Annotated in this window: 11 protein-coding genes; 6 read left to right on the top strand and 5 right to left on the bottom strand. The window is 65.6% G+C overall.

From position 1 onward, the window contains the following. Positions 1-3: 3 nt before the first annotated feature. The 6 genes from L0U84_RS02230 to L0U84_RS02205 all read left to right on the top strand — a co-directional run bounded on the left by L0U84_RS02230 (position 4) and on the right by L0U84_RS02205 (position 8,079). A complete protein-coding gene (locus tag L0U84_RS02230) occupies positions 4-654 on the top strand; it encodes a paraquat-inducible protein A (RefSeq protein WP_233847229.1) in 651 nt (216 codons plus the stop codon). Next, on the top strand, positions 647-2,308 hold the full coding sequence (locus L0U84_RS02225; RefSeq protein WP_233847227.1) for a PqiB family protein: 1,662 nt from the start codon (positions 647-649) through the stop codon (positions 2,306-2,308). Before L0U84_RS02230 ends, L0U84_RS02225 begins: the two co-directional genes overlap by 8 nt. After that, positions 2,305-3,078: a PqiC family protein gene (locus tag L0U84_RS02220; protein ID WP_233847225.1), complete on the top strand. Its 774-nt coding sequence runs from the start codon at positions 2,305-2,307 to the stop codon at positions 3,076-3,078. Before L0U84_RS02225 ends, L0U84_RS02220 begins: the two co-directional genes overlap by 4 nt. 154 nt (positions 3,079-3,232) lie before the next feature. Further along, positions 3,233-5,407 (top strand): site-specific recombinase, encoded by a 2,175-nt coding sequence (locus L0U84_RS02215; RefSeq protein WP_233847216.1) that lies wholly within the window; start codon positions 3,233-3,235, stop codon positions 5,405-5,407. 105 nt (positions 5,408-5,512) lie between these two features. Then, entirely contained in the window at positions 5,513-6,799 is a 1,287-nt protein-coding gene (locus tag L0U84_RS02210; protein WP_233847213.1) for a THUMP domain-containing class I SAM-dependent RNA methyltransferase, read from the top strand. A 188-nt stretch (positions 6,800-6,987) separates the two neighbouring features. Then, positions 6,988-8,079 carry an alpha/beta fold hydrolase gene (locus tag L0U84_RS02205; RefSeq protein WP_233847211.1) on the top strand — a complete coding sequence of 364 codons (1,092 nt, stop codon included), beginning with the start codon at positions 6,988-6,990 and terminating at the stop codon, positions 8,077-8,079. A 391-nt stretch (positions 8,080-8,470) separates the two neighbouring features. Here the strand turns inward: L0U84_RS02205 and L0U84_RS02200 are convergent, their stop codons facing one another. The 5 genes from L0U84_RS02200 to L0U84_RS02180 all read right to left on the bottom strand — a co-directional run bounded on the left by L0U84_RS02200 (position 8,471) and on the right by L0U84_RS02180 (position 17,102). Further along, positions 8,471-8,755 carry a DUF1330 domain-containing protein gene (locus L0U84_RS02200; protein ID WP_233847209.1) on the bottom strand — a complete coding sequence of 95 codons (285 nt, stop codon included), beginning with the start codon at positions 8,753-8,755 and terminating at the stop codon, positions 8,471-8,473. A gap of 248 nt (positions 8,756-9,003) precedes the next feature. Further along, positions 9,004-13,200: an nSTAND1 domain-containing NTPase gene (locus tag L0U84_RS02195; RefSeq protein WP_233847207.1), complete on the bottom strand. Its 4,197-nt coding sequence runs from the start codon at positions 13,198-13,200 to the stop codon at positions 9,004-9,006. Positions 13,201-13,548: 348 nt separating this feature from the next. After that, positions 13,549-14,415, bottom strand: a complete 867-nt coding sequence (locus L0U84_RS02190) for an amidohydrolase family protein (protein WP_233847204.1) — start codon at positions 14,413-14,415, stop codon at positions 13,549-13,551. Positions 14,416-14,469: 54 nt separating this feature from the next. Further along, entirely contained in the window at positions 14,470-15,729 is a 1,260-nt protein-coding gene (locus tag L0U84_RS02185) for an MFS transporter (protein ID WP_233847202.1), read from the bottom strand. A 212-nt stretch (positions 15,730-15,941) separates the two neighbouring features. Beyond that, the gene (locus tag L0U84_RS02180) at positions 15,942-17,102 is read right to left on the bottom strand and encodes an L-talarate/galactarate dehydratase (protein ID WP_233847200.1); all 1,161 of its coding nucleotides are present in this window, start codon (positions 17,100-17,102) and stop codon (positions 15,942-15,944) included.

The raw sequence follows: 17,102 nt of genomic DNA, 5'->3' as shown, positions 1-17,102 counted from the left end.
GCGATGAAATACGTCACCGCGAAACGCGCGGGCCTGCTGTCCTGCCATTCGTGCGGGCGCGTCGAACCGCGCATCCGCTCGGTCACGCCGCAACACTGCGGCCGCTGCGGCGCGCCTTTGCACTCGCGCAACCCCGACAGCCTGATGCGCACGTGGGCGCTGCTGATCGCCGCGGCGCTGCTGTATATTCCGGCGAACCTGCTGCCGGTGATGCACACGGCGTCGCTGCTCGGCTCCGAGGACGACACCATCATGAGCGGCGTCGTCTACTTCTGGACCTCCGGCGACTGGCCGCTCGCGGTGATCGTGTTCATCGCCAGCATCATGGTGCCGATGCTGAAACTGTCGGTGCTCGTGCTGCTCACCATTACCGCGCAGCGACGCTCGCGCTGGCGTCCGCAACAGCGCACGACGCTGTACCGGATGGTCGAGCGGATCGGCCGCTGGTCGATGCTCGACGTGTTCGTCGTCACGCTCACCGTCGCGCTCGTGCGGTTCAAATCGCTAGCCGTGATCACGGCCGGCCCAGGCGCAATCGCGTTCGGCTCGGTCGTGATCCTGACGATGCTGGCCTCCATGCAATTCGATCCACGACTCATCTGGGACCCCGTGGAAAGCAGTACCCCAACACCTCAGGATCTCGACCATGACTAGCCCGCAAGGACCGACGCCCGCTTCCGATGACGCGCCGCGCAACGATTCGAACGGACCCAGACTGCCGCCCCACCTGCCCGACCCCGAGATCGAACCGCGCAGCCGCTGGCTGCCGTCGCTCGTCTGGGTGATTCCGCTGATCGCCGCGCTGATCGGCATCGCGCTCGTCGTCAAGTCGGTGACCGAGCGCGGACCTGTGATCACGATCAGCTTCATCAGCGCGGAAGGGCTCGAGCCGGGCAAGACCCAGGTCAAGTACAAGGACGTCACCGTCGGTTCGGTGAAGACGATCACGCTGTCGGATGATCTGTCGCACGTGCTCGTGCAGGTGCAGCTCACCAAGGAAGGCGGAAAATTCGCGGTCAAGGACTCGCGCTTCTGGGTGGTGCGGCCGCGCGTCGGCGCGAGCGGCGTGTCGGGTCTGACGACGCTGCTGTCGGGCGCGTACATTGGCGCCGACGCGGGCCGCTCGACCGACAGCCAGAGCAACTTCGTCGGCCTCGAAACGCCCCCGCCCATCACCGGCGACCAGAAAGGCCGTCAGTTCACGCTGCACGGCGAATCGCTCGGCTCGATCGACATCGGCTCGCCGATCTTCTACCGGCGCGTGCAGGTCGGCCAGGTGGTCGGCTTCTCGCTCGACAAGGACGGCACCGGCGTGACGATGCAGGTGTTCGTGTCGGCGCCGTTCGACCAGTACGTCGGCACCAACACGCGCTGGTGGCATGCGAGCGGCGTCGATCTGCGGCTCGATTCGAGCGGCTTCAAGCTGAACACGCAATCGCTCGCGACGGTGATCGTCGGCGGTCTGTCGTTCCAGTCGCCGCCCGGCCAGAACATGGGTCCGCAGGCGCCGAACAACCAGACGTTCCGCCTCGCTCCGGACGAAGCGGACGCGATGCGCGAACCGGACGGCATCCCGCTGCGCGTCGTGATGAACTTCAACCAGTCGCTGCGCGGGCTGTCGATCGGCGCGCCGGTCGACTTCCGCGGCATCGTGCTCGGCCAGGTGACCAATATCGGCATCGACTACGACCCGAAGACGCAGAGCTTCACGATGCCGGTCACGATGAACGTGTTCCCCGACCGCCTCGGCAAGCGCTTCCGCGAGAGCGCGCCGCAGCCGGGCACGCTCGCCGGCGAGAACCTGCTGCAGGAGCTGGTCCGGCACGGCCTGCGCGGTCAGCTGCGCACCGGCAACCTGATCACGAGCCAGCTATACGTGGCGCTCGACATCTTCCCGAAGGCGGCGCCGGCCAAGGTCGACGTCACGCGCGATCCGCTGGAGCTACCGACCATTCCGAACACGCTCGACGAATTGCAGCTGCAGGTCGCCGACATCGCGAAGAAGCTCGACAAGGTGCCGTTCGACCAGATCGGCGAGAACCTGAACACCGCGCTGAAGAACGCCGACCAGCTGTTCTCGCGTCTCGACAAGGAAGTCGTGCCGCAGGCGCGCGACACGCTGAGCGCCGCGAAGCAGACCTTCAATTCGGCCCAGGCAACCTTGCAGCAGGATTCGCCGATGCAGTCCGACGTCCATCAGGCGTTGCAGGAACTGACGCGCACGTTGCAGTCGCTGAACGCGCTGTCGGACTATCTCGAGCGTCATCCCGAATCGCTGTTGCGCGGTAAATCAGGAGATAAACCATGATGTTTGCCCGGCTCCCCCGTCCGCCGCGCGCGCTCGTGCGCGGTGCCTTGCGCGGCGTCGCGTATGGCACCGCACTGGCTGCGGCGCTCGCCATCGCGGCGTGCTCGTCGCCGTCGAGCCGTTTCTATACGCTGGGTGGCGCGGACAGCGCGGTTGCCGCCGCAAATGGCGGCGCGCCGGCCGTCGCGCGCACGGGCACCGCGCCCGCGTGGCTGATCGAAGTCGCGCCGGTCAACGTGCCGCCGCAGGTGGCGAGAAATCAGCTGGTCGTGCAGACCGGGCCGACTCAGGTGCAGTTGCTCGAACAGGAGCGCTGGGCGTCGCTGCCCGGCGATGAAATCCGCCGCGCGCTGTCGACGAATCTGACGCAGCAGCTCGGCACCATCGATGCGTTCGGCACCGCGCACCCGGACGACGTGGCCGTCTACCGGATCGCGATGAACGTGCAGCGCTTCGAGTCGTGGCCAGGCTCGCATGCGCTGATCGATGCGGTGTGGAGCGTGCGCGCCGTGCGCAGCAATGCGGTGATGACGTGTCGCAGCGTGGTCAGCGAGACGGTCGGCGGCGGCTACGACGCGCTCGTCGACGGACACCGGCGCGCGCTCGAGGAAGTGTCGACGCAGGTTGCGATGGGCGTGCACGCAATGGCGGCAGCGGCCGCCGCGACCCCGCCCACGACGGGCCGGACTTCGTCTTCGGCCAGGCCGGCGGCGGCGCCGGTCGTGCCGCCCTGTCCTTCCGCGGGCACGGCTGCGGGAGCCGGCGCCTGACCAGCCCGGCGGGCGCGGGCCCGGATGAACACGCATGGTGTACGCATGCAGGTTCATCCGGGCTCGCGCCGACTTCAGCGCACAGCTTCAGCAGACACGCGTCCGCGATACCTGACGGTCCATTCGATCTCGCGCGCCACCGCAGGACAACGCCATGTTCGACACCATCAAGCGGTTGATAAAAAAATGGCGTGCGTCACGCGACGGCGGCCACCAACTCGACGCGCTGCTCGCGATCGCGGACAAGACCGCGCCTTACGCGGAGCGCAGCGAATGGCTGATCGAACTCGCGCACTGGATTCGCCGCGGCCGCAGGGTGCCGCCCGGTACGACTGACACGACCGACACCGCCGCCCCCCAGTCAGACCCCGCCCACACGCGCATCCGCTACCTGCTGCACGTGCTCGAGCGCAACCCCGCATGGAAGGCCAACGTCGCGGGCATCCTGCGTGCGCTGCTGCGCGAAAGCGACGGCCTCTCGCTGCTGTGCGACGCCGGCATGCCGGTGCATTCGGGCTTCTTCGGCGCGATGTTCGAGCGGCTCGAAGCCTCACTGATTCCGCCCGCGCCGAACCGCCGCGACCTCACCGCGATCGTCACGCTGATGTTCGTCTCCGAGCGCGACGCCGAATGGATCGACACGCTGCCCACCGATCTGCTCGTGCGCATCCACGCGCTATTCGAGTACGCGCCCGACGACGACGAAGACCAGCGCGACAGCACGCCCTTCTCGCTCGACCTGCTGGCCGCGCTGCACAACCTGACCTGCCAGATCAGCTCGACCGGACTGTCGCAAACGGTGCGTAGCCGGCTGGGCGGTGTGGCACCACCCGAGGAGCGCCGCGACGACCGCGTTGACCACGTCATCGATGCACGCACCGCCGACGCCGCCGGCGTGCGCGTTGCGATGGAAAACCAGCCGTTCTACCGCCTCACCCGCGCGATGCTCGCGCTCGAGACCGCGCACGACGCGTACGCGGCGGGCGGCCCGCAGGAGCCGCTGTTGCGCGAGGTCAACTATCTGCGGCTGCTGCTCGACGAATGCCGGGGCGCGACCGACGACGTGTTCGCGCATCTGTACCGCAATGGCGTGAGCGTCGACATCGTGTTTCAGGTCGAGCGGATGCGCATGCGCATCGAGCGCGCCGAGCATCTGCTCGATGCGTGGATGGCGCAGCACGATCTGCACGCGGCCGCGCGGCTGACCGCCGAACTCGTGCGCGCGAACCACGCGAGCCAAAGCGTCGCGCATCTCGCCCGCAGCAATTCATCGCTGCTCGCGCGCAAGATCGTCGAGTACAGCGCGGACACCGGCGAACACTACATCGCGCGCGATCGAGCCGAGTATCTGAAGATGATGCGCATGGCGGCCGGCGGCGGGCTCGTGACCGTCGTCACCGTGTGCGTGAAGTTCGCGATCACGGGCGCGCATCTGCACGCGATGCTCGAAGGCGTGCTCGCCGGCTTCAACTACGCGGCAAGCTTTCTGCTGATGCACTTCCTGCATTTCTCGCTCGCGACCAAGCAACCGGCGATGACCGCGCCGACGCTCGCGCGCGAACTCGACGGCGTCGGCACGCCGGCCGGCGTCGACAGTTTCGTGAGCTCGGTGACCGCGCTGATGCGCACGCAGGCCGCCGCGGTGCTCGGCAACGTGCTGCTGGTGTTTCCCGTGAGCCTGTGTGTGGATCTGCTGTGGCACGCGATGTTCAACCACGATCTCATTTCGGCCGACAAGGCGATCGCGACGCTGCAGTCGTTCTCGCTCATCGGGCCGACGCCGTTCTATGCGGCGCTGACCGGCGTGCTGCTGTGGTCGTCGAGCCTGATCGCGGGCTGGGCGGACAACTGGTTCATCCTGCATCGCGTCGCCGACGCGCTCAGCTACAACCGGCGCCTGCGCATGACGCTCGGCGTGGCCGGTGCCGACCGTCTCGCGCGTTTCTGCCGCGCGAACGTCGCGGGCGTGGTCGGCAATATCACGCTCGGCCTGATGCTCGGGCTCGTGCCGGCGATCCTCACCGCCTTCGCGTTCAAGTTCGACGTGCGTCACGTGACGCTCTCCGCGGGCTCGATCGGCGTGGCCATCGGCGTGCTTGGCGAAAGCGCGCTGAAGCTGCCGGCGCTGTGGTGGGCGGTGGCGGGCGTCGGCAGCATGGCGATTCTCAATGTCGCCGTGAGCTTTGCGCTGGCGTTCTACATGGCGGTGAAATCGCGCGATTTGCGGCGCAATGCGGTGCGCTCGCTGCGCGGCGCGATCTGGCAGCGGGTCAGAAGGCATCCGCTGGAACTGGTGTGGCCGGCCAAAGCGGTCCGCGAGGCGAGCTGACGCGACGACGGGCGACTCCCCGGCGCGCCGATCGCGCCGGCCCGCCGGCCCGCGGACCCCGACCGCGTACAATAGCGCCTTATCCAACGCCTTGCGGCAACCTCAATGTCCTTCGATTTCTTCCTTCCTTGCCCGCGCGGGCTCGAAGCTCCGCTCGCGGCCGAACTCGCCGAAATTGCCGCCAAACATCTGAACGGCGCCGCGTTCACGGCCGGCGCCCAGGTGCCGGGCGGTGTGCATTTCCGCGGCGGCTGGGCCGCCGGCATGGCTGCCAACCTGCACTCGCGTCTGGCGAGCCGCGTGCTGCTGAAAATCGCGCAACGGCCCTATCGCAACGAGCAGGACATCTACGCGCTCGCGCTCGAGCAACGCTGGGAGCAATGGTTCTCGGCGCACGAGACGCTGCGCGTCGACGTCACCGCGATCAAGTCGCCGCTGCGCAGCCTCGAGTTCACGACGCTGCGAGTGAAGGACGCGATCTGCGACCGTCTGCGCGAAAAGAGCGGCGCGCGGCCGAGCATCGACACCGCGATGCCCGACGTGCGCGTGTTCGCGTTCCTGACCGCGACCGACTGCACGCTGTACCTCGATACGTCGGGCGATCCGCTGTTCAAGCGCGGCTGGCGTCTCGACAAGGGCGCGGCGCCGCTGCGCGAAAACCTCGCTGCGGGCATCCTGCGTCTGACCGGCTGGCAGGCCGGCACGCCGCTCTACGATCCGATGTGCGGCAGCGGCACGTTCCTCGCCGAAGCGGCGCAGGTCGCGCTGGACATCGCGCCGGGCGTGCAGCGGCGCTTCGGCTTCGAAAAGCTCATACAGTTCGATTCGCGGACCTGGCAAACGCTGCGGGGCGCCGCGCTCGAAGCGAAGAACGCGGCCCGCGGCACGCGCGGCGGCGATCTGCAGATTTACGGCAGCGACATCTCCGGCGACATGCTCGAGAAAGCGCGCGCGAACTTCGAGCGCGCCGGCTTGCCGTCCATTGCGCTCAAGCAGCTCGACGCGCGCGACATGACGCCCCCTTCCTCGGCGCCGGGCATCCTCGTCGCGAATCCGCCGTATGGCGAGCGGATCGAAGTGCGCGGCCGCAATGCCCGCGGCGAGCTTCGTGAAGGGCGCGGCAATCGCGACGACGACGGCTTCCGCCGCGTTCAGGAAGAAGCGCCGGACAGCGAGTTTTTCCAGTTGCTCGGCAATGCGTTGAAGCAGCGCTTCGCCGGATGGCATGCGTTCATCCTGACGTCGGATCGCAAGCTCCCGGGGCAACTGCGCCTGCGCGAATCGACGAAGACGCCGCTCTTCAACGGCGCGCTCGAATGCCGGCTGTTCCGCTTCGATCTGATCGCGGGCAGCGTGCGGCAGCGTCCTCAAGGGGATACGCCGGCGGCTTGAGGCTGCGTCGGCCGAGCAGCGAAGTCGTTGTCGTTGACATGAAAACCGCGGCCCTGGTGCCGCGGTTTTTTATTGCGCCACGCCGCCGTGTCGCCTGGCGACACGAGGATCATCGCGTGCGCCTGCCCGCACGAGGCCGGTAGGGTTACGGTATTCTTCCCCTCCCCCTCATCGACAGGACAACAAAAATGATCCGTATCGCATCCCTGCTGGCCACTGCAGGAATGTGCGTACTGACCGGCCTCGTGCCGGCTCACGCTGCGACGACCGAACCCGCTTCCGCGCAGGCGGCCGATTTCACCGAGCACGACTTCCAGTTTGCCGATGGCACCTCGCTGCCGGAGGTCCGCATCCACTACGTGACGCTGGGCACGCCGCACCGCAATGCACACGGCGACATCGACAACGCGGTGCTGCTGTTGCACGGCACCACGGGCACCAGCAAGGCCTATCTGACATCGACGATGCAGCGCGAGCTGTTCGCCGCGGGGCAGCCGCTGGACGCGAGCCGCTACTTCATCGTGATCCCCGACGGCCTCGGCCGCGGCGGTTCGAGCAAGCCTAGCGACGGCATGCACGCGCGCTTCCCGCACTATGGGTATGGCGACGTCGTCGAGGCGAACCATCGGCTGCTGGTCGAGGGCTTGCATATCCAGCATCTGCGCCTCGTGCTCGGCACGTCGATGGGCGGCATGCAGACCTGGATGTGGGGCGAGCGCTATCCACAGATGGCCGACGCGCTGATGCCGATTGCTAGCCAACCCATCGCGATGGCAGGCCGCAACTGGCTATGGCGTCAGATGATCGTCGGCGCGATTCGCAATGATCCGGGTTGGCAGCGCGGCGACTACACGGCGCAGCCGACTCAATGGACGCGCGTGATGCCGATTTTCACGCTGATCACCAACAACCCGGCCCGCATGCAAAGCGAAGCGCCCACGCGCGACGCGGCAACGAAGACGTACGACAGCCTCGTCGACAACGCCGGCAAGACCGACGCCAACGACGTGCTGTACTGGTTCGAATCGTCGTGGGACTACGACCCCGCGCCTGAGTTGTCGAAGATTCGCGCGCGGCTGTTCGCCGTCAATTTCGCCGACGACCTGATCAATGCCGCGGACCTCGGCGTGATGCAGCGGGAGATGAAGGCCGTGCCGAACGGCGGCTTCGTCGAGATGCCGGAGACTGCGCATTCGTACGGTCACCAGACGTTGGCTCATCCGGAGGTGTGGAAGCCATATCTCGCGCAGTTGCTGAGTGATACCGGGAACGTGCATTGAGGTTATGACGCGTGTGAGGGCACGGTCGCGGCTGTTGCGTCTGTATCCCCGCCTCGCCGTAGTCGCAGGACCGACTCGCTGATCGGTCCTGTGACGCTGCAGGGAAACAGAATTCGTGAGACTGGCGGTGAACTCGTGAGGCTGGAAGAACCAAATTGATGAGCTTCCCGAGGGGTTGCGTTCTGGCAAATCCGCAAAAAACTGTTAGTGCGCCAGCGAGGCACGCCGAGGTTCGGTCTACAGCGGCCCGCGCGGAGAGGCGTCGACCTGGCGCACGTGTTGGAAGGCTGATCGACTCAAACCGACCCTTCGCTGACCTTGGCCGAAACCACCGCGATGGCCGCTTTCTGGGTTGGAGCGGACCCGCTAAATGCAGGGACGTCCCATCGCTTCACTGGCCCTCCACCGCGATCATGACGCTGCGCGCCGCTGCATGTCGCTTGGCGATCAGCGGCCGATAGCCGGGATCGTTGTACCAATCCTTAATCGCCTGCATGCTCGGAAATTCGACAACTACGACGCGGCTTGGCCGTTGCCCTTCGAGCATTTCATGTGTGCCAGCTTTGGTGAGATAGCGTCCGCCGTGCCTTTCGATGAATGGCATTGTCTCGTTGAGATAGTCGGCGAAAGCTGCCTCGTCGTCGATCTCGTGCTGGCCAATGTAAAAGGCCGTCATTTTATGCTTTCCTGACAAAGGGCGGGCTTGCGGAGGTAAGGTGACGTAGCATTTTGCACCGCATATGTCTGCTTGTGGCCGAGAGCCGCCCGACGCGGTCGGCCGGACCCTTCAGCTTGTCTGCGGCTCGCGACCATGCGATCCGGCGGCGCCATATCTTCGCAATAACGTCATCGTTCATGGCCGCGATCCCTGTGGTGTTGAGCGCCCGCCTGTCACGGGAGACCACTCGCCGACCGGTCTACAAGTCATGATCCGCACACATTTTCTCCTTGGCGCCGGCGAATGAGAGAAAGGGCAGCTTCATCATCGGCTGTGAGCAGGTTTGCGCCCACGAGCTTTTCCTTACACACAGCTTCAGCGAGGCTCCGACCTCGATATTGCATGAGCCATCGAATAGACCACACCCGCGCGGTCGCATCCCGCGACGCGGTCACCACCCGCTGGCCGTCCGGGCTGAAGGCGGCGGAAACAACCGCCCCCTGATGCCCGCTGAGCAGCGCGATCATCTGGCCGGTCGTCGCATCCCACACCCGCGCGGTCCTGTCCGAAGACGCGGTCACCACCCGCCGGCCGTCCGGGCTGAAGGCCGCGGAATAAACCACCCCCTGATGCCCCGTGAGCGGCGCGATCGTCTGCCTGGTCGTCGCATCCCACACCCGCGCGGTCCCGTCCGAGGACGCGGTCACCACCCGCTGGCCGTCTGGGCTGAAGGCCGCGGATAGCACCGTGCCCTGATGCCCGCCGAGCAGCGCGATCATCTGGCCGGTCGTCGCATCCCACACCCGCGCGGTCCTGTCCGAAGACGCGGTCACCACCCGCCGGCCGTCCGGGCTGAAGGCGGCGGAAACAACCGGCTCCCGATTCCCCCTGAGCAGCGCGATCATCTGGCCGGTCGTCGCATCCCACACCCGCGCGGTCCTGTCCAAGGACGCGGTCAGCACTCGCTGGCCGTCCGGGCTGAAGGCGGCGGAAACAACCCGATCCTCATGCCCGCTGAGCAGCGCGATCTGCATGCCGGTCGACGCGTCCCACACCCTCGCGGTCTTATCGTAAGACGCGGTCACCACCCGCTGGCCGTCCGGGCTGAAGGCGGCGGAAACAACCGGCTCCTGATGCCCGCTGAACTGCGCGATCGTCTGGCCGGTCGTCGCGTCCCACACCCGCGCGGTCCTGTCCCAGGACGCGGTCACCACCCGCTGGCCGTCCGGGCTGAAGGCGGCGGAAACAACCCGATCCTGATGCCCGCCGAGCAGCGCAGTCATCTGGCCGGTTGTCGCATCCCACACCCGCGCGGTCTTATCGTAAGACGCGGTCGCCACCCGCTGGCCGTCCGGGCTGAAGGCGGCGGAAACAACCGGCTCCTGATTCCCGCTGAATAGCGCGATCCGCTTGCCGGTCGTCGCATCCCACACCCGCGCGGTCCTGTCCGAAGACGCGGTCACCACCCGCCGGTCGTCCGGGCTGAAGGCGGCGGAAACAACCCGATCCTCATGCCCCCTGAGCAGCGCGGTCATCTGGCCGGTCATCGCATCCCACACCCGCGCGGTCTTATCGTAAGACGCGGTCACCACCCGCTGGCCGTCCGGGCTGAAGGCGGCGGAAACAAGCGGCTCCTCATGCCCGCTGAATAGCGCGATCTGCCTGCCGGTCGTCGCATCCCACACCCGCGCGGTCCCGTCCGAGGACGCTGTCACCACCCGCTGGCCGTCTGGGCTGAAGGCGGCGGAAACAACCCGATCCTGATGCCCGCCGAGCAGCGCAGTCATCTGGCCGGTCGTCGCATCCCAGACCCGCGCGGTCCTGTCCCGGGACGCGGTCACCACCCGCTGGCCGTCCGGGCTGAAGGCCGCGGATAGAACCGTGCCCTGATGCCCGCTGAGCAGCGCGATCTGCCTGCCGGTCATCGCGTCCCAGACCCGCGCGGTCCTGTCCCGGGACGCGGTCACCACCCGCTGGCCGTCCGGGCTGAAGGCCGCGGAATAAACCGTCCCCTGATGCCCGCTGAGCTGCGCAGTCATCTGGCCAGTCGTCGCGTCCCACACCCGCGCGGTCCTGTCCCAGGACGCGGTCACCACCCGCCGGCTGTCCGGGCTGAAGGCAGCGGAAACAACCCGCTCCTCATGCCCGCTGAGCAGCGCAGTCATCTGGCCGGTCGTCGCGTCCCACACCCGCGCGGTCCTATCGTAAGACGAGGTCACCACCCGCCGGCCGTCCGGGCTGAACGCGGCGGAATAAACCGTCCCCTGATGCCCGCTGAATAGCGCGATCTGCTTGCCGGTCGTCGCGTCCCACACCCGCGCGGTCCAGTCCAAGGACGCGGTCACCACCCGCTGGCCGTCCGGGCTGAAGGCGGCGGAAGCAACCGCCCCCTGATGCCCGCTGAGCTGCGCGATCTGCATTGACGCGTGCGCCCCACGCACGAGTTCCTGCTCAGCTTCTGCCGATCCCGGCGAGAGCCAATTCATCCCCATCGCCAGTATGGCGAAGCGCATCCCGCGGTCGTAGAACCCCGCGTCATTCGCCATCGTGGCGGCCGATGCCAACACAAGCGACGTCTGGAGTGCAACTGCCCGAGTCTGGTGAATGATCCATGCGCCTGTCACGATCATAACGATAGCAATCGCGGCCGTGACGGCTGCCCCAGCGGCGCACATGCGACGACGGCGCTGCCCGCTTGCCGTGATGAAGTCGCGCTCCAGCGCCGACAGGTCGTCAGGCCTCTTCGCCTGCCAGTCGCGCGCTTCGGCCAGCGGCAGCCCGCGCATCAACAGGTCAGCGCTGTGCTTCTGTCTGTCCCATTCCAGCGCGCGGACATTCAGGCGCTCCTGCCAGATCATGAACTGCCGGTCCGCACTGACCCATTCCCGTAATTGCTGCCAGTTCTGGATCAGCGCCTCATGCGCGACTTCGACAGTCTCCGTATCATCTGTCTTGGCCTTGGAGGTAACCAGCAGCCGCTCATCGCTGAGTTGCCGGATCAGCGCAGCGGTGCGGGAATCGAATTCCGACGCCGTGGCACGCCGGCGCGTGTCCCGCTCGCCTTCGCCGGGGCGTACCAGCCGCAAGAACACACTCTGAAGCCGTCTTGCCGCTTGCGGATCTTTCTGGATCAGCCTGTGGTACAGCGAATCGGCCTTTTGCGCGATGGCCCCTTGCAGCCTGCCCATCGTCTCGTACGCGGCCTTGTGCATGAGCGCGCCCTGGCGTTGCTCCCACAACTCGCGCAGCACGAACTCCAGCAGTGGCAGATTGCCCGGCTCATCGCCCACATCGGCGAGAATCGCATCGACCAACCCCGGCTCGAACATCAGGCCGACCTTATCGGCCGGCCCTTCCATGGCCTCGCGTAACTCCCGCTGCGTCATCGGTCCAAGATTGACCTGGGCGCCCTGCAGGCGGTCCGACAGACGGCGGTGACCGGTGATTGCGCGGCCGAAGAAATCACCGCGCACGGTGAGCACCACCGAGAGCTTCGCTCTCTCCGTGGCTTCCAGCACCGCATCGATGAAGTGCAGACGTGCGCTATCTTCCTGGGTCAGCGTGAACAGTTCCTCCCATTGATCGACGACCAGCATCAGCCGCTCGGTGCCGGGCTGTTTGGCGAGAACGCGATCGACAACATCACGCAGGGTAGTCGCACCGTCGGCGAACTGTCCGGCGAGCCGACTGATCTCGCCCAGACGGGTGACCTCGCTCATCTCGGGTTCGAGCAGCGGCAGCAGGGCTGCAGCAAGCGCCTGCAAGGGCCGGTCGGTGGGCACGAGTGTGGCGATTTCCCAAACGGGTGAGCGGCTCTCGCGCAAGTGCGGCAGCAGTCCGGCTCTCACCACCGACGACTTACCGCTGCCTGAGGCTCCGACCACGGCCACCAGCGGATGCTGGCCGACTGCCGTCACAAGTTGCGCCACCACTGCGGCGCGACCGTAGTAGAAGGTGGCATCCTGTTCGCGGAAATACAGCAGACCCCGGTACGGACACACCTGCGAAAGTGTCTGCTGCACGGCTGACTGCGCTTCCGGCCCCGGCGGCTCGCCGCGAATGGCTCGGGTGAGCACCATGAAGCGGACCGGATCGTCCAGGTTAGCCCGCAGATCGACCCAGGTGTTCTGCCTGAGAAAGCCCAGTGGCGAGTCGGCGCCAGGCAGCAGCACAGGGATGACGGGAAAGGCCGTGCCGCTCCGCTCTTCGGCGACCTGGCGCTCAAGCGCACTGTACTGCTCGCGCTGCTGCCAGGGCCCCACCTCGGCGCCCAGGCAGACGGCGACCGATCTGCAGCGAGTGAGGGTGGTATCCAGCGCATTGACCCAGTTGGTGCCGGGCACCAGGTACCAGCGATCAAGAAACACGCGGAGCCCGGCTTCGCGCAGGCGCCGCGCGAGCGACTCGACCTGCGCATGGTCGCGCCAGTGATAGCTCAGGAAAACATCGAAGGTGTCCGACACGGCCGGCCCTCCCTCACCACAGCCCCGTTCCTGCCTGATTTGCCGACGTGTCGGCAGGCGCCGCCCGGCCAAACGTCAGAGGTGAGCTGGCTCCCCTGTTATAGACATTTTCAGGAGCCGCAACCAGGAGCGGTGTGTTGCGGCTCGTACGGGACACATGCGCCGGGTCGTCGACCGACGCGGTCGGCCGAACCCGACCATCATCTGCCGTTTGAGGCGCCGCCGCAGCAACGGCGGTTCACAAGGGTTAGCGGTCATGCGCGAGTCGCCCGCGCTCAACACTTTCTGGGCAGTTGCCAACCACTGAGGCGCGCCACCCGCCACATCAGCAACGCCGCGGATTGCTGTCTAGATTCCGAACTGCCAGACCCGTTGCACCGTCCCGTGCCAGATTTCTTCCCGGTCAGCGGCGGGCATGAAGTCCAGATAGTCCCTGTAGAGCGCGACCGCCTGGCCATAACTGACGTGTGGCAGGCAGACCGGGTGATCGGTGCCCCAGATCAGCCTTTGGGCACCGAACGCGTCATAGACCTTCTTCAACATCACGAACGAGTCCGCAAACGGATATACCTGCTTCGATAGCGACCAAAGGTGCGAGATCTTCACATACACCTTCGGGTAGCGCGCGAGCTCTAGGAGCGACTGCAATTGCTGAGGCTCGTCGAGTGGTGTATCGGCCATGTGATCGATTACCACGGTCAGATCGGGGTAGCGGTCGATGAGCCGGGTGATGTCAGGCAGGCGCGTTGCAGGCGCGAGCAACGTCATCGGCACCTTGAGCTGATCGCATCGCGACCACAGCGGCGGCATCAACGGACCGTTGATCCAGTCCCCTTCTGCACCTTCTGTCGGGCTCAGGCGCACGCCTCGGAAGCCTTGTGCCGTGAGTTGACTCAGATGATCCGGTGCAGCCGGATCCGTCGGATTGACGCGGGCGACACCGTGAAAGTGTTGGGGATATCGCTTGAGAACGTCAGCCAGGTAGCTGTTATCCCACTTGTAGTGAATCACCTGGATCAGCACCGTGCGGGACACGCCATTGGCGGCCATTAACTGCAGCAGTCTTTCGGCGCTAGCGTCGACATCCCGTGGCACGTTTGCACCAGCGGCGAACGGGTATCGGGGATCGCTCGTCCATACGTGTACGTGCGCATCGATCAGCAACGGCTTGGCGCGTACTTCGTCGCGCTGCTCACGGACATCGGCAGGCGGCACGACGAGGATGGGCTTCGTAGATGATGTCATAGTGCATGCATAAAAGATGGACAGTCAGTTCGGGCGCGCGATGACCGGCTGACCACCAGTGGCATTGAGCGCTTCTTTCCTGTTTGCAGCCAGACGGCCATACAGGAGCAGCGATCCTCCACCGAGGATTGCCAGTACGCCGAGGATTTCGAAACCCGCCATATACGAGCCGGTGGCAGCATTGACCAGACCGACCAGGAAGCCCGCCAGCGTTCCACCGCCTCCCGCACCGATTCCGTTCATGATGCCGGCTGCGGATCCGACCGCCTGAGGCTCTGCCGATGCCTGCAGAATCGACCAGATATTCGGCGTATAACTACTCGCGAAGTAACCCAGAGCGATCGTGATCAGCGCCAGCTTCGCGTAGCCGCTAGAAACCGCTGGCAGCAACATCAGCAGCAGACCGGGCAAGAACAGACCCAATGCCGCGATCGTCACGCGCCGGCCTGTGCGGTCACTGATCCATGCGATAAACGGCGCCATCAGCACGGCGGCCAGATACGGCAGAGCGCTCGCTACGCCTTGCGATGCACCGGTGAAGCCGACCGACTTGACTGCCAGCGAAATCCACAGCGTTACGCCCCAGAACAGCATCCCCTGCATCACATAGCTGAAGAGAAGCAGGAAGAACGCGGGACCACCGAGCGCAGCCAGCGTAAGTCGACTCACGGCCTGGTTTGCGGGGGGCGGGTACGGCGCGGCCGACTCCGGTTTGAGCTTCGCGATGTAAAGCGGAACGATCAGGAACAAGCCGATCCCACCGCAAAGGAAAAACAGGATCCGCCAGCCGAACGCGTGATAGATCGGCGTTAAAAGTGCGAAGCCGATTGCGAGGGACAGGAACTGTCCGTAGTACTGGATCAGTGCGTTCGCTTTGGTGCGCTCGGACGGTGCAAACCAGGCCTTGGCGAATCTCGACTGTTGAGGCCAGTAGACGCCCTCGCCGATGCCCAGCAATACGCGGCAAACCAGCAACACAGCCACCGAACTCGTGGATCCCACGAACACCGTCGCGACGGACCAGAGCGCGAAGGTCCAGATCGCGACATATTTCGGATCCCACTTGCGCGTAAATATGCCACCGAGCACGTTGGCCACCGCGTAGCCGATCAGGAACGCGGTAAGTGCCCAGCTGGACGTCATCGCCATGTGCGGGCCAGCGAAGCCCAGGTCCTCGGCAATGGACGGCAACGCCACCGAGAGGACCGTACGGTCCAGATAAGCCACAAAAAGCCCCAGCAGCAGGCTGCCACCAATGCTCCACCATTTCTGACGGGTGTTCATCGTCGTCTCCTATGAATGCCCGGAAGCGCGTACCGTTAAGGCGCTCCACTTGATGAGCCCGGACCGCTTCTCCGGTGGTCTCAGGCTGCAACAACTATGGGAATGCAAGGGCGTAGCGCCGTACGTTAGTCGCTTCTGCCCGGGCTCTTGAGCGCGCCGCCGGGCCAAGTCACGGCCACCACCGCTTGCGCTACACGTTCTCGCGAACGCGATCAGCCGCGGCTACCGAACTCTGCGTCCTGCGCCGTCCAATCCGCCACGCGATCACTAAGCGTCAGGCCCAGGCCCGGACGGGTGGGCACGATCATCCGGCCGTTGCGCGTCTCGAGTCGCTCGTTGAACAACGGCTCGAGCCATTCGAAGTGCTCAACCCACGGCTCGCTCGGATAGCAGGCGGCGAGATGCACGTGCAGCTCCATTGCGAAGTGAGGCGCGAGCATCAGGCCCGCGTGATCGGCAAGCGCAGCCACTTTCAGGAACGGGGTGATCCCGCCGACGCGTGGGGCGTCGGGCATCAGATAGTCCGCACCGCGCTGCCGGATGAAATCCCAGTGCTCGGAAACGCTGGTCAGCATCTCCCCGGTTGCGATCGGCGTATCGAACTGTGCTGCGAGGGCGGCGTGACCTTCCGCGTCGTAGCAGTCAAGCGGCTCTTCGATCCAGATCAGGTTGAACTGCTCGAAGGTGCGGCACATCCGTTGGGCGGTGGGCCGGTCCCACTGCTGGTTTGCATCGACCATCAACGGGAACGCGTCGCCCAGGTGCTTGCGCACGGTCTCAACACGCTGGATATCGATCGCGCAGTCCGGTTGGCCGACCTTGAGCTTGATGCCACCGATGCCCTTTTCACGAGAAATATCCGTGTTGGTCAGCAACTGATCGAGCGGCGTGTGCAGGAATCCGCCCGAGGTGTTGTAGCAACGCACGGAGTCGCGATGCGCGCCCAGCAGCTTCGCGAGCGACAGGTTGGCACGCTTTGCCTTGAGATCCCACAGCGCGACGTCGAATGCGCCGATCGCCTGCGCAGCCATGCCACTGCGGCCCACCGAAGCACCGGCCCACGCGAGCTTGTCCCAGAGGCGAGCAATGTCACTTGGATCTTCCCCGAGTAATACAGGCGCGATTTCTTTTGCGTGAGCGAATTGGCCAGGCCCCCCCGCGCGTTTCGAATAGCTGAAACCGAGACCACGATGACCATCCGCCGTTTCGATCTCGACGAACAGGATGGCGATTTCCGTCATCGGCTTTTGCCGGCCGGTCAATACCTTGGCATCACTGATCGGATTGGCCAGCGGAAGAAAGGTTGAAGCGATTCGAATCCATTTGATCTGGTCAGAGGAAGTGCCAGAAATCAGAGCGCCGTTGGTGTTCAT

It is taken from the genome of Paraburkholderia sp. HD33-4 (assembly GCF_021390635.1).
In the GTDB taxonomy this organism is placed as follows: domain Bacteria; phylum Pseudomonadota; class Gammaproteobacteria; order Burkholderiales; family Burkholderiaceae; genus Paraburkholderia.
This window is presented reverse-complemented; position numbering and strand designations above follow the sequence as displayed.